The organism is Pseudomonas sp. AC112, from assembly GCF_979253545.1.
Genome location: NZ_CEEDCM010000001.1, coordinates 780,226 through 793,017, shown reverse-complemented (window position 1 = coordinate 793,017; position 12,792 = coordinate 780,226). Strand labels below are relative to the sequence as shown.

Here is a 12,792-nt window from a genome sequence, read left to right as displayed (position 1 = left end):
TGGTTGCGCTTTGGGCTTCAGGATTGCGCAGTTACCTATGCTTATCGCTGGCAAGCCAAGGTTATTTCAGGTTACCACTCAGGAACTGCTGCAAACGCTCACTCTTCGGATTACCCAGCACGTCCTCGGGTGCGCCTTGCTCTTCCACCAGGCCTTTGTGCAGAAACAGCACTTGGCTCGATACTTTGCGCGCGAAGCTCATTTCGTGGGTCACCATGATCATGGTGCGGCCTTCCTCGGCCAGGCCTTGGATGACCTTCAATACTTCACCCACCAGTTCCGGGTCGAGGGCCGAGGTGGGTTCGTCGAATAGCATGACCTCCGGTTCCATCGCCAGGGCGCGGGCGATGGCGACGCGTTGCTGCTGGCCGCCGGACAGGAACGCCGGGTATTGATCGGCCACGCGCGCCGGCAAACCCACCTTGTCCAGGTAGCGACGGGCGCGGTCTTCGGCGTCCTTTTTGCTGCAACCCAGCACCCGGCGCGGGGCCATGGTGATGTTTTCCAGCACGCTCATGTGGCTCCACAGGTTGAAGTGCTGGAAGACCATCGCCAGGCGCGTGCGCAAGCGCTGCAGTTCGGCGTCATCGGCCACGCGCATGCCGTGGCGGTCGCTGACCATGCGGATCGGCTGGCCGTCGAGGGTCATGGCGCCGTCGTTGGGCGTTTCCAGGAAGTTGATACAGCGCAAGAAGGTGCTCTTGCCCGAGCCGCTGGCGCCGATCAGGCTGATCACGTCGCCGGTCTTGGCCTTGAGCGAAACACCTTTGAGCACCTCATTGTCGCCATAGCTTTTATGCAGGCCTTCAACGGTCAATTTGTACATGGGGCATGCATCCTCAAGGCGAAAGTAGATAGCCGCTGCGGTAGGCCTCGGTGCCAGCGACATGGCCGATGACCATCCCGGCAGTGGCCATGCGGCGCAGCGAACGGGCGTAAAGCAGGCCGGCCTTTTGGCAGTGCACGGGCGTTACGCGGTCGGAAATGGGGTCGATGATTTCGGCGACCAGTTGCCCGGCCTCCAGGTATTCACCCGGCAGGGCGCTGAACACCAGCAGGCCGCCCACCGGGGTCGCCACCGGTTCAACGCCGGCCAGCGGCGTGGCCGGGTAGGGCAGGTCGGGCAGCGGTGCGGCATCGCCTGCGATGGCGCCGAAGTGAATCAGGTAATCGATGATCGCCTGGCAGTCGAGGCTCGCCAGGCCATGGTTGACGTCACCCTGGCCGCGCAGCTCGACGGTGACCGAAAAGCTGCCCATGGGGATCGGGAAACGCTCGCCGAAACGTTGCTGCAACTGCCACCACACCAGGGTGAAACACTCATCGAAGGATTGCCCGCCGGAATCGGTCGCGAGCAAATTGGCCTCCGAACCGATATAGCGCGCCAACGGCTCCACCTGCGGCCAGGCCTCGGGGGTGGTGTACAGGTGCGCAACCGCTTCGAAGTCGCAGTGCAGGTCCAGCACCATATCGGCATCGCAGGCCAGGCGTTGCAGCACCAGGCGTTGGGATTGCAGTTGGGTGTCGGCACGCTGCGCGGCGAGGGCGGAGGACAGCGCGGAGCGCACCAGCTCGACGTTTCGCCGGGGATCGTCCCCAAGCCGTTGCTCGATCTGGTCACCCACCGCTTCACTGAGGTCGACAAACAGTCGATTAAAGTTTTGCCCGCTCTCCAGCTCGTAGCGGCCCAGCGGGATATCCATCAACACCTGTTCCAGGCCCACCGGATTGGCGATGGGCACCAGCACGATCTCGCTGCGCAGGCGACCGGCCGACGCCAGTTCAGCCAGGCGTACTTTGAGGTGCCAAGCCACCAGCATGCCGGGCAATTCATCGGCATGCAGCGACGACTGGATATAGATCTTGCCTTCGGCTTGTTCCGGGCCGAAGTGAAAACTGTGAATCTGCCGTGCCGTCCCTGGCACCGGCGCGATCAGTTCATGAACCTGATGACGCATAAAAACTCCTTAATGACTCGGCCCGAGGAAGGCCAGCCAACGACGCTCCGCCAACCGGAACAAACCGACCAGGGCAAAGGTCACGGTCAGGTAGATCAGCGCAGCGATACCGAATGATTGAAAGGTCATGAAGGTAGCCGAGTTGGCATCCCGCGCCACTTTGAGGATGTCCGGGATCGTCGCGGTGAAGGCCACCGTGGTCGAGTGCAGCATCAGGATCACTTCATTGCTGTAATAGGGCAACGCGCGACGCAACGCGGACGGCATGATCACGTAGGCATAGAGCTTCCACCCGGTCAGGCCATAGGCCTTGGCCGCCTCGACTTCACCATGGGCCATGCTGCGGATCGCCCCGGCGAAAATCTCCGTGGTGTACGCACAGGTGTTGAGGGCGAACGCCAGGATGGTGCAGTTCATCGCATCGCGGAAAAACGCATCCAGCAACGGCTGCTCGCGCACGGCGGCGATGCTGTAGATGCCGGTGTAGCAGATCAGCAACTGGATATAGAGCGGCGTGCCCCGGAACAGGTAGGTGTAGAACTGCACCGGCCAACGCACCAGGCGCTTGCGCGACACACGGGCGATGGACAGCGGGATCGACACCAAGAAGCCGATGACCAGGGCCGCGGTGAGCAGCCACATCGTCATGGCCAGCCCCGTGATGTGCTGGCCGTCGCTATAAAGGAAGGGGCGCCAGTATTCCTGCAAGAGTTCGATCATCGTACGGCCTCCCGGGCGCCGGCGGAGTAGCGACGTTCAAGGCGGCGCAGGACAAAGTTGGACGCGCTGGTGATCAACAGGTAGATCAGCGCGGCGAGTACGAGGAAATAGAACAGCTGGTAAGTGCTCTTGCCGGCGTCCTGGGCCGCCTTGACCAGGTCCGCCAGGCCGATGATCGACACCAGGGCCGTGGCCTTGAGCATCACCATCCAGTTATTGCCGATACCCGGCAAGGCAAAGCGCATCATCTGCGGGAAGGTCACGTAGCGGAACCGCTGGCCACGCTTTAGCCCATAGGCCGTGGCGGCTTCCAGTTGGCCACGCGGTACCGCGAGGATCGCGCCGCGAAAGGTCTCGGTGAAGTACGCACCGTAGATAAAGCCCAGGGTGATCACCCCGGCGCTGAAGGGGTCGATCTCGATGTATTCCCACTCCATGAAGTCGGTCAAGCCGGTCAGCCAAGTTTGCAGGCTGTAGAAAATCAGCAGCATCAGCACCAGGTCGGGCACGCCGCGAATCAACGTGGTGTAGAGCTGGGCGGGAATACGCAGGAAGGGCAGGCTGGAGAGTTTGGCGCTGGCGCCGATCAGCCCCAGCAATACGCTGACGGCCAGGGACAGCACCGACAACTTGATGGTCATCCAAGTGCCTTGCAGCAACAGCGGGCCGAAACCCTTCAGGCTGAGCGCGCTCAACCCGAGGGTTTGCAACAATTCTTCGAACATAAATCAGGACCTATGGCGATAAAAAAGCGCCCCTCCGGGGAAGGGCGCTCCAGGCATTATTTGCCGCTGTACAGGTTCAGATCGCCAAAGTGTTTCTTCTGGATGGTGGCGTAGGTGCCATCATCGTGTAACGCTTTGATACCTTTATCCAAAAGCGCCTTCAGCTCAGTGTTACCTTTTTTGATACCGACGGCGGTTTTCGACGGCAGCAATGGGTCGTCGATGGCCGCGCTGACTTCATAACCGGCGCCTGCCGGCGACTTCAGGAAGCCCAGTTCGGCTTGCAGCATGTCCTGCACGGATGCGTCGAGACGCCCGGAAGTCAGGTCGGCATACACCTGGTCCTGGTTGGCGTAGGCCTTGGTGGTCACACCGGCTTTATCCAGTACGGCCTTGGCATAGGCTTCCTGGATGGTGCCTTGCTCGTAGCCCACGGATTTGCCCTTGAGGGACTCAGGCGTCGAGTAGCCAGCGCCTTTCTTGAACACCAGCGAAGTCGGGCCGGAGAACAGTTCGCTGGAGAAGTCGATGGCCTTTTCACGCACTGGGGTCACGGTCATGGACGAAATCACGCCGTCGAACTTGTTGGCCTTGAGGCCTGGAATCATGCCGTCGAAATCACTTTCGACCCACTTGCACTTCACTTTCAGCTCGGCGCAGATCGCATTGCCCAGGTCGATATCGAAGCCTACCAGGCTGCCGTCGGCGGCCTTGGATTCGAACGGCGCGTAGGACGGATCGACACCAAAACGCAGTTCCTTGTATTCCTTGGCCAGCGCGGTACCTGCGGCCATGCACAGAGCCAGTGCAGAAAGGGTCAGCAATGCTTTTTTCATTATGTAATCCCTGGAAACCAAGATAAGCGCTTGTGGCGCGTTTAGGACTGTTACTGAACGGTGTCAGACGGATCACAAGTAGCAATTTCTGCACCATAGTTCCGAATGAGCGTTTTAAAAGGTCGGACGAGGGAAGTCTGAGTGTAGGAGATGCCCGAAAATGGGCGCCTAAAAATGAGTGCACCATTTCAGTTCATCCCCCAAACCTGTTGGAGCCGGCTTGCCGGCGATGGGGCCCTCGAATTTGGCGCTGGGCTTTAGGACGCCATCGCCGGCAAGCCGGGCTCCTACAAGGAATGGCTCAGGTCAGGAGGTCTTGCAGGGTCGCGAGGTTGTCAGCGTCGTCCACCGCCTTATCCTGCCGCCACCGCAACATCCGTGGAAACCGCACCGCAATCCCGCTCTTGTGCCGCTTGGACAGGGCAATCCCCTCAAACCCCAGTTCGAACACCATGCTCGGCGTGACACTGCTCACCGGGCCGAACTTTTCCACCGTGGTCTTGCGCACAATCGCATCGACCTTGCGCATCTCTTCGTCGGTCAGGCCGGAGTAGGCCTTGGCGAATGGCACCAGCGTGCGTTCGCTGCCGGGCGGGCCGTCCCACACGGCAAATGTGTAGTCGCTGTAGAGGCTGGCGCGTCGACCGTGACCGCGTTGGGCATATATCAACACCGCATCGACGCTGAACGGGTCGACCTTCCACTTCCACCACACGCCCATGTCCTTGGTGCGGCCCACGCCATACAGGCCATCCCGCGCCTTGAGCATCATGCCTTCCACGCCCAGGCGGCGGGAGGCTTCGCGTTGCTCGGCCAGCGCTTCCCAGGTGGTACCGGTCAGTAGCGGTGACGCGAGCAACACCGGTTGGTTGCACCGGGCAACCACGTGCTCAAGCTGGGCGCGGCGCTCGGCCTGGGTGTGGTTGCGCCAATCGTCGCCCTGATGTTCCAACAGGTCGTAGGCCAGCACCGCGACCGGTGCATCCTCCAGCACTTTTTTGCTCAGGGTCTTGCGGCCGATCCGTTGTTGCAGCAGGGCGAAGGGTTGCACCGCGTTTTTCCACACCACGATTTCGCCGTCGATCACCGTGCCATCGGGCAAACCGCTCACCAGGCTGTGAAGTTCGGGAAAACGCTCGGTGACCAGTTCCTCGCCACGGGACCAGATCCACAAGCGGCCGTCACGCTTGACCAACTGCGCTCGGATGCCATCCCACTTCCATTCCACCTGCCAGTCGGCGGGGGCACCGAGCAATGTGTCGAACTGCTCCACGGGTTGCGACAAGCCATGGGCGAGAAAAAACGGATACGGCTGCCCACCCCGTTGCGCATGCTCGTCGGAAGATTCGGCGGCGATCAGTTTGAGATAGCCCTCGGGTGTAGGGCGATTGGACAAATCGGTGTAGCCCACCAACCGCTGTGCCACGCGCTTGCTGTCGAGGCCGACCATGGCAGCGAGTGCACGGGTGACCAACAACTTGGACACGCCCACACGAAAACTGCCGGTGATCAACTTGATGCACACCATCAGGCTGGGCTGATCCAGTTGCGCCCATAACGCCGGGAGCCGGTCCGCCAGTTCCAGCGGAGGCAAGCCGCGTAACGGCAGGAGCTTTTCCTCCAGCCACACGGCCAGGCCGTCCTCTGAGGTGTAGGGCGATTCCGGTAGTAGCAGGGAAATGGTCTCGGCCAGGTCGCCCACCGACTGGTAGCTTTCTTCAAACAGCCACGGCTCGATACCGGACGCTTCGGTGGCCATGTCCCTCAATAAACGCGTGGGCACCAATTGCCGGGGCCGTCCACCGGACAGGAAGTACACGGCCCAGGCTGCATCTTCCGGCGCGGCGTGACGAAAGTACGCTTGTAGCGCCGCCAGCTTGGCGTTGCTCGACGTGGTGGCGTCGAGGTTGGCGTACAGCTCGGCGAAGGCCTTCATGCGCTGGCCTCCTCTTCGTCATCGCCGTATTCAGTGGTGAAACCCTGGGCATCCAGGCCTTTTTCCCGCAGGTGGCGCACCAATACGCCGACGGAACCGTGGGTAACCATCACCCGCTCGGCGCCGGTTTGCTCGATGGCCCACAACAGGCCGGGCCAGTCGGCGTGGTCCGAGAGCACGAAGCCACGGTCGACGCCGCGCCGTCGACGGGTACCACGCAGGCGCATCCAACCGCTGGCGAAGGCGTCGCTGTAGTCGCCGAAACGCTTGATCCAACTGCTGCCGCCTGCGGAGGGCGGGGCGATGATCAGGGCCTGGCGCAACAAGGGGTCGGTTTTCTTGAAGTCACCGGCGTAGAGGGTTTCAGGAATATAGATGCCGGCCTCGCGGTACACCCGGTTCAACGGCTCGACCGCGCCGTGGCTGAGGATCGGGCCAATGCTGGCGTCGATGCCATGCAGGATCCGCTGGGCTTTCCCGAAGGAGTAACAGAACAACACGCTGGCCTTGCCGGCGGCGATATTCGACTGCCACCACGCGTTGATCCCGGCGAAGATCTGCGCCTGGGGCTGCCAGCGGTAAATCGGCAGGCCGAACGTGGATTCGGTGATAAAAGTGTGGCACCGCACCGGTTCGAAGGGCGCACAGGTGCCGTCGGGCTCGACCTTGTAATCGCCGGACGCGACCCAGACTTCGCCCTGGTATTCCAGGCGCACCTGGGCCGAGCCGAGCACATGCCCGGCCGGGTGAAAACTCAGGGTGACGCCGTGGTGGACCAGCGTTTCGCCGTAGGCCAGGGTTTGCAGGTTAATGTCCTGGCCCAGGCGTGAACGCAGGATGCCTTCGCCGGGAGCGGCCGCCAGGTAATGCTGGTTGCCCGTGCGGGCGTGGTCACCGTGGGCATGAGTGATGACTGATCGTTCCACCGGGCGCCAGGGGTCGATGTAGAAATCTCCGGCGGGGCAGTAGAGGCCTTCGGGGCGGGCGATGACAAGGTCCATGGGCGTGCCGGGGGCGATGGGCTTATCAGGTAGGAGGCGGGCGGGCGATGAGAAGTTCGATTAACTATTGTAGTGAGCGGGCTTGTTGTGGTGAGCGGGCTTGCCCCGCGCTGGGGCGCGAAGCGGCCCCAATCCAGTCAATGCATGCTTACAGTCAGACACAGGTCGCCTGGTTTTAGGGCGGCTTCGCCACCCAGCGCGGGGCAAGCCCGCTCACCACAACAAGCCGGCTCACCACAGTAAAAGCCCGCCCCACACTTGCCGGATTATTTGCCCGGCGTCAGGGTCAACCGAGCCTTCCCATACACCTTCTCGAAGTTCTGCGGTTGCATCGGGAAGCTCAGGTATTGCGCCTTGAGCGACGGGTCGATGCCGTTGGCATAGTTCGGGCTGGCCGGGTTGCCGGACTGGCCGGTGCCACCCTGGCCCATCATCGGTTCCACCTGGCCAAAGTCGACGATCATGCGCAGCGCCGGCACCTGGGTGGTAGCGAAGTCCTGGCCCCAGTTGTACGGCGCCGGGTTCAAGGTGTTGTGGTCGCCACCGGACGCCAGTGGGCCGCGAATCACCTGGCCGTTGGTGTTTTTCCAAGTGGTGGTGTGCAATTTGCCCCACTGCCAGGCCTTGTGATCGGCACCCAATTGGCTATCACCGGCAGTGATCGCGGCGGCGAGGCTGCGGGCGAGGATCGCCGGTTTGTCTTCCTTCTGCGGGGTGCGCACGTCATCCCAGAACGGGCTGTCTTCACGGCCCAGCAAGTGGTCGGCCTGGGCGGCGTAGGACAGGCCGGCATTGCTGACAAAGGCTTTCCAGCTGGCGCTGTTTTCCGGGCCGAGTTCGTCGAGGAAGATCTGCTTGGTGCTTTCCTGCAGGAACAGTTCATAGATCGCCGCGTCGGCGGAGGTGGATACCAAGCGGCCATCAAAGGCCATCAGGCGGCCCAGTGCTTCACGTGCCTTGACCTGTTCGGCCGCCGGCAGCGCGTCAATCGCTTGTTTCAGCGGCTGGGCCATGCCCGGTGCCTGGAACACGGTCTTGAGCTTGGCGGCGAAGGTGGTGGTCTGGTCGTACTGCATGGCAATCACGCTGCGGCTGTCATGCTTGCCGGCATTGGCCAGTTGCGCCAGGCGCTCGCTGCGTTCCGGGGCGTCCCACGAGTTGGACAGCTGCATGCCATAACCGCGCGGCGCGGTACGTTGGTTGGCGGTGCCGATCCAGCCTTGGGCCGGGTCCTGGTCATAGGGGTGCAGCATTGCGTCGGCATAACCGTCCCAATCGAAGCGCGTGTCCCAGCCCGGCGAGGGCAGCAGGCCTTCGCCTTCACGGCGGTTGGGGAAGCGGCCAGTGACTTGCCAGCCAATGTTGCTGGCGTCGGCAAACACCATGTTCAGCGCAATGGCGCGAATCTCGCGGGTTGCGTCCGAGGCCTTGCCGGCGTTCTGCGCGCGGGACAGGTCGAAGAACGCATCCAGGCTCTTGTCGTCCTTGAAGTCGGCAGTTTGCAGGGCCAGGCCCAGGCCGGTGGTCAGCGCCTGGTTGCTGTTGAGCAGGGCGCCGTGACGGGTTTCGTACACCACTTCGCGAATCGAGCGTTGGCCTTTGACGAAGAAGGTTTCGTTTCGCACACCGGCGGGTAGCCATTTGCCGTTGTTCTCGTAGTACAACGCGCTGCCCTGGCGTCTGACTTTTTCCAGGAACAGGTCCTGGGTGTCGCCCTTGACTGTGCTCATGCTCCACGCGACTTTGCCGTTAAAACCGGACAACAGCGTCGGCAAGCCAGCAATCGAGGCGCCCACGGCCTGGTATTTCGGCGCACGGATCTGCACATAGCTCCACGGCGACGGCGCTTGCGGCTGGGCGGCGAGGTCGCCTGCCAACAGGCTCTTACCGCTGCGGCTGCGTTGCGGGCCGATGGCCCAGTTGCTCGAGGTAGTGACTGCAAGTGAATTGAGACTGCTCAGTTGTTGGCTGACCGTATCCAGGCCGGCGAGACCGGTGATCTGGCTCAGGTTCACGCCCTTGAGTTTCTCGGCCTCGGCCAGCGGGATCGCTTCGTCCGGCGCGCTAGGCGTGAGCCAGGCGAGTTTGTCGACGCCGACTTTCTGCGCCAGCACCAGGGACGAAATTTCTTCCTGCAGGTTGGCCGATTCGCTGAAATTCAGCAGGCAGAACAGCAGCGCCGAATCTTCCGGCTTCCAATACTCGGGCTTGTAGCCGGTCTGGGCCAGGTCTGGCGGCAGCTTGTCGCGGTAGCGGAACAGGTAGGCGTTGACGCCACGCGCATACACTTCGAAGAAGCGCTTGAGGCGCGGGCTTGACGCGTTATACAGCTCGCCGGCGCTTTTTTTCAGGTTGACCGCGCGCATGAAGCGGTCGACATCCAGCACCTCGGGCCCGGACATTTCCGCCAGGCGGCCCTGGGCCAGCAGGCGCAGGGTGACCATCTGGGTGATGCGGTCACTGGCGTGCACATAACCGAGGCTGAACAGCGCGTCATGGAAGGTGTTGCTTTCGATCAACGGCATGCCCTGGGCATTGCGGCGTACGGACACATTCTGTGCCAGGCCTTTGATCGGCTGCACGCCGGCGACCGGGGGCAGGGTGTCCTGGGTGCTCTGGAGCTGGCAACCGGCCAGGCTTAATGCACTGGCCACTGCCGCGGCAACGCCGAACCGGGGAAGAAAATGTGAGAGGGCTGGCGAGGCCATGGCAAAGCTCCTGCGGGGGGTAGCGTCAGTAAAGGCGCTACGTTAGTGAGCGCGGCGAAACGACGCAAGCGGGAGTTTGGGTTAACCGTTAGATCTTGAGTCTTATGCAAAACAATGTGGGAGCGGGCTTGCTCGCGAACGCGGAGTTTCAGTCACTGAATACGTCGACCGACACACCGACTTCGCGAGCAAGCCCGCTCCCACAGTTTGACCGCGTACGACTTAAACTCAGGATTTGGGCGGGTTCACTTTCTGCACCAATTCATACGCCCGGACCGTCGCTGGCCGTTCCTTGATGCTGTTGAACCAGCGATGCAGGTGTGGGAAGTCTTCCAGGCGCTGGCTCTGCCACTTGTGGGAAACAATCCATGGGTAGATCGCCATGTCGGCGATGCTGTAGTCCTCACCCGCCACGAACGCACGGTCCGCCAGGCGCCGGTCGAGCACGCCATAAAGACGCGCGGTTTCATCCACGTAGCGTTTGATCGCGTAAGGGATTTTCTCCGGCGCGAACTGGCTGAAGTGATGATTTTGGCCGGCCATCGGCCCCAGGCCGCCCATTTGCCAGAACAGCCATTGCAGCGCTTCCTGGCGACCACGCAGGTCTTTGGGAATGAACTGGCCGGTTTTTTCCGCGAGGTACAACAGGATGGCGCCGGATTCGAACAGCGAAATCGGCGCGCCACCGTCGGTCGGATCCTGATCGACGATGGCTGGAATGCGGTTGTTGGGAGCGATCTTCAGAAAGTCAGGCTTGAACTGTTCGCCCTGGCCGATATTGATCGGGTGCACCTTATAGGGCAGGCCGGCTTCTTCCAGGAACAGCGATACTTTGTGACCGTTGGGGGTAGTCCAGTAATACAGGTCGATCATGAAGCTCTCCAAAAGTGGTGATGCTTGAGCGAATGCCTGTAGGTATAGGTAATGTTGGGTGTGCGAAAATTCAATGAAACATTTGCGCATACCCTTAGAAGCAAATTAAAAGGCGCCGTCCACCAACACCTGCACCGTCTGCTGCGAACAGCGCTCGATGCGTGCCCGCACGCGATACACCTCGGCAAACAGCAGCGGGTTAAGCACGTCGTCCGCTGCACCGCTGGCATACAAGCGTCCCTGGCGCAGCACGGCAATATGGTCGGCGAAGCGCGCGGCGAGGTTGATGTCGTGCAGCACCACCACGGCAATCAGGTTGTGTTCGCGCACCAAATCGCGCACGCAATCCATGACTTTCAGTTGGTAATTGAGGTCGAGGGCGCTGGTGGGTTCGTCCAGTAGCATCACCTGCGGGCGACGCGCGATGAGTTGGGCGAGGCTGACCAATTGGCGTTGGCCACCGGAAAGCGTGCTCAACAGTTGATCAGCCAAATGTGCGATGCCAATGCGTTGCAAGGCGTCGAAGGCTTCACGCAGGCAGGCGTCGCTGGACAACGGGATGCCCTCGACATTCGCCACGCGCAGGGCGGCGATCACGCTTTCCATCACGCTGAGGCTCAAGCCTGGCGGCAGGTTCTGCGGCATGTAGGTCACGCGCCGCGCGCGCTCGGCGACCGACATGGCCGACAGGTCGAGGTCACCCAATCGTACAACGCCTTGCATCTTTTCCAGCCCGGCCACGGCACGCAGCAGGGTGGACTTGCCCGCGCCGTTGGGGCCGATCAGGGCGGTCAGGCTGCCGTGGGGCAGGGTAGGCAGGCTCAGGTCGTGCACGATCCGCCGGCGCCCGTAACTCACCTGGGCGTTGTGTACGCTCAAACCTTCGCTCATAACTGCCTCCCCCGCTTGAACACCAGCACCACGAAAATCGGCACGCCCACCAACGCGGTGACGATGCCCACCGGCACAATCACGCCGGGCATGATCAGCTTGCTGGCAATCGACGACAGCGACAGCAGCAACGCGCCGGTCAGGGCGCTGGCCGGCAACAGGAAACGTTGATCTTCGCCCACCAGGATCCGCGCAATATGCGGACCGACCAGGCCGATAAACCCGATTGTGCCCACAAAGGCCACGGCGGTCGCCGATAGCAGGCTGATGCGCAGCAACGAGAAAAACCGCAGGCGCTTCACGTCCACGCCAAAGCTTTGCGCGCGGTCCTCGCCCATGCGCAACAGGGTCAGGCGCGGCGCGGCGGCGAAGGAAAACGGCAGCACCACCACAACCACCAGCGCCAGGGTGCCGAGCTTGTCCCAGTTGGCGCGGGTCACACTGCCCAGCGTCCAGAACACCAGCTGTTGCAACACGTCTTCGGTGGCCACCAGTTGCAGCAGCGCCACCACCGCGTTGCAACTGAACACCAGGGCGATGCCGAACAGCACCAGGCTTTCCACCCCGGCGCCGCGCAAACGCGACATGGCTTGCAGCAAGAACACCGAAGCCGCGGCGAAGATGAAAGCTGAGAGGGAAATCGCCGTGTTGGCCGACACCCACAGCGTCGTCACTGGAAACACAATCACCAGGGACGCGCCCAGCGCTGCGGCCGACGACACGCCCAGGGTGAACGGGCTGGCCAGCGGGTTGTTCAGGATCGCCTGCATCTCGGCCCCGGCCAATGACAGCGCGCAGCCCACCAGCACTGCCATGAGTGCATAGGGTAGGCGCACGTTCCAGATGATTACTTGGTCGGTGGCGCTCAGATGCGACGGGTGCAGGATACCGTCGAGCAAGGCCAGCAGGCCCATACCCGAGGGGCCGCTGGCAAGGTCCACGAGGATGGCGCACACCAGCGCCGTACCGAGCAGGCCCAGCAGCCAGGCGCGCCGCGCCAACAGGCGACGGTAGCCGTGGGTGGCGCTGGCAAGGTCGAGGGTTTGAGTGGTCATTGGGCTCACACAATTTTGAAAATGAAGAAGATCCAAATGTGGGAGCTGGCTTGCCCGCGATAGCGGAGTGTCAGTCACTGAATGAGGTG

At 62.0% G+C, this 12,792-nt stretch carries 11 protein-coding genes; all 11 read right to left on the bottom strand.

The genetic code is table 11. The annotated features are described in order from the left end of the window. Positions 1 to 61 precede the first annotated feature (61 nt). Entirely contained in the window at positions 62 to 826 is a 765-nt protein-coding gene (locus AC0IYN_RS03835; protein WP_012722621.1) for an ABC transporter ATP-binding protein, read from the bottom strand. Positions 827 to 839: 13 nt separating this feature from the next. Continuing rightward, on the bottom strand, positions 840 to 1,958 hold the full coding sequence (locus AC0IYN_RS03830) for a succinylglutamate desuccinylase/aspartoacylase family protein (RefSeq protein ID WP_406597746.1): 1,119 nt from the start codon (positions 1,956 to 1,958) through the stop codon (positions 840 to 842). A gap of 9 nt (positions 1,959 to 1,967) precedes the next feature. Beyond that, a complete protein-coding gene (locus tag AC0IYN_RS03825) occupies positions 1,968 to 2,678 on the bottom strand; it encodes an ABC transporter permease (protein WP_025855155.1) in 711 nt (236 codons plus the stop codon). Further along, positions 2,675 to 3,403 carry an ABC transporter permease gene (locus AC0IYN_RS03820; RefSeq protein WP_025855156.1) on the bottom strand — a complete coding sequence of 243 codons (729 nt, stop codon included), beginning with the start codon at positions 3,401 to 3,403 and terminating at the stop codon, positions 2,675 to 2,677. Before AC0IYN_RS03820 ends, AC0IYN_RS03825 begins: the two co-directional genes overlap by 4 nt. A 56-nt stretch (positions 3,404 to 3,459) precedes the next feature. Next, positions 3,460 to 4,239 carry a transporter substrate-binding domain-containing protein gene (locus AC0IYN_RS03815; RefSeq protein ID WP_016975034.1) on the bottom strand — a complete coding sequence of 260 codons (780 nt, stop codon included), beginning with the start codon at positions 4,237 to 4,239 and terminating at the stop codon, positions 3,460 to 3,462. Positions 4,240 to 4,540: 301 nt separating this feature from the next. Next, positions 4,541 to 6,175, bottom strand: coding sequence for an ATP-dependent DNA ligase (locus AC0IYN_RS03810; protein ID WP_471840584.1), 1,635 nt, complete (start codon positions 6,173 to 6,175; stop codon positions 4,541 to 4,543). Next, positions 6,172 to 7,176: a ligase-associated DNA damage response exonuclease gene (locus tag AC0IYN_RS03805; protein ID WP_457248565.1), complete on the bottom strand. Its 1,005-nt coding sequence runs from the start codon at positions 7,174 to 7,176 to the stop codon at positions 6,172 to 6,174. Before AC0IYN_RS03805 ends, AC0IYN_RS03810 begins: the two co-directional genes overlap by 4 nt. A gap of 266 nt (positions 7,177 to 7,442) precedes the next feature. Further along, positions 7,443 to 9,884, bottom strand: coding sequence for a penicillin acylase family protein (locus AC0IYN_RS03800; RefSeq protein WP_471840583.1), 2,442 nt, complete (start codon positions 9,882 to 9,884; stop codon positions 7,443 to 7,445). Positions 9,885 to 10,112: 228 nt separating this feature from the next. After that, positions 10,113 to 10,757, bottom strand: coding sequence for a glutathione S-transferase N-terminal domain-containing protein (locus tag AC0IYN_RS03795; RefSeq protein WP_100491363.1), 645 nt, complete (start codon positions 10,755 to 10,757; stop codon positions 10,113 to 10,115). A gap of 105 nt (positions 10,758 to 10,862) precedes the next feature. After that, complete coding sequence (locus tag AC0IYN_RS03790; RefSeq protein WP_471840581.1) at positions 10,863 to 11,648, bottom strand: ABC transporter ATP-binding protein; 786 nt, start codon at positions 11,646 to 11,648, stop codon at positions 10,863 to 10,865. Further along, positions 11,645 to 12,703, bottom strand: a complete 1,059-nt coding sequence (locus AC0IYN_RS03785; RefSeq protein WP_471840580.1) for a FecCD family ABC transporter permease — start codon at positions 12,701 to 12,703, stop codon at positions 11,645 to 11,647. The genes AC0IYN_RS03790 and AC0IYN_RS03785 overlap by 4 nt, the downstream gene beginning before the upstream one ends. Between the last annotated feature and the right edge of the window lie 89 nt (positions 12,704 to 12,792).

Bases quoted from the DNA above. Each gene is read 5' to 3' on its own strand.
- AC0IYN_RS03805 (WP_457248565.1), bottom strand. From the start codon at position 7,176: ATGGACCTTGTCATCGCCCGCCCCGAAGGCCTCTACTGCCCCGCCGGA.
- AC0IYN_RS03835 (WP_012722621.1), bottom strand. From the start codon at position 826: ATGTACAAATTGACCGTTGAAGGCCTGCATAAAAGCTATGGCGACAAT.
- AC0IYN_RS03800 (WP_471840583.1), bottom strand. From the start codon at position 9,884: ATGGCCTCGCCAGCCCTCTCACATTTTCTTCCCCGGTTCGGCGTTGCC.
- AC0IYN_RS03810 (WP_471840584.1), bottom strand. From the start codon at position 6,175: ATGAAGGCCTTCGCCGAGCTGTACGCCAACCTCGACGCCACCACGTCG.
- AC0IYN_RS03815 (WP_016975034.1), bottom strand. From the start codon at position 4,239: ATGAAAAAAGCATTGCTGACCCTTTCTGCACTGGCTCTGTGCATGGCC.
- AC0IYN_RS03795 (WP_100491363.1), bottom strand. From the start codon at position 10,757: ATGATCGACCTGTATTACTGGACTACCCCCAACGGTCACAAAGTATCG.
- AC0IYN_RS03830 (WP_406597746.1), bottom strand. From the start codon at position 1,958: ATGCGTCATCAGGTTCATGAACTGATCGCGCCGGTGCCAGGGACGGCA.
- AC0IYN_RS03790 (WP_471840581.1), bottom strand. From the start codon at position 11,648: ATGAGCGAAGGTTTGAGCGTACACAACGCCCAGGTGAGTTACGGGCGC.
- AC0IYN_RS03825 (WP_025855155.1), bottom strand. From the start codon at position 2,678: ATGATCGAACTCTTGCAGGAATACTGGCGCCCCTTCCTTTATAGCGAC.
- AC0IYN_RS03785 (WP_471840580.1), bottom strand. From the start codon at position 12,703: ATGACCACTCAAACCCTCGACCTTGCCAGCGCCACCCACGGCTACCGT.
- AC0IYN_RS03820 (WP_025855156.1), bottom strand. From the start codon at position 3,403: ATGTTCGAAGAATTGTTGCAAACCCTCGGGTTGAGCGCGCTCAGCCTG.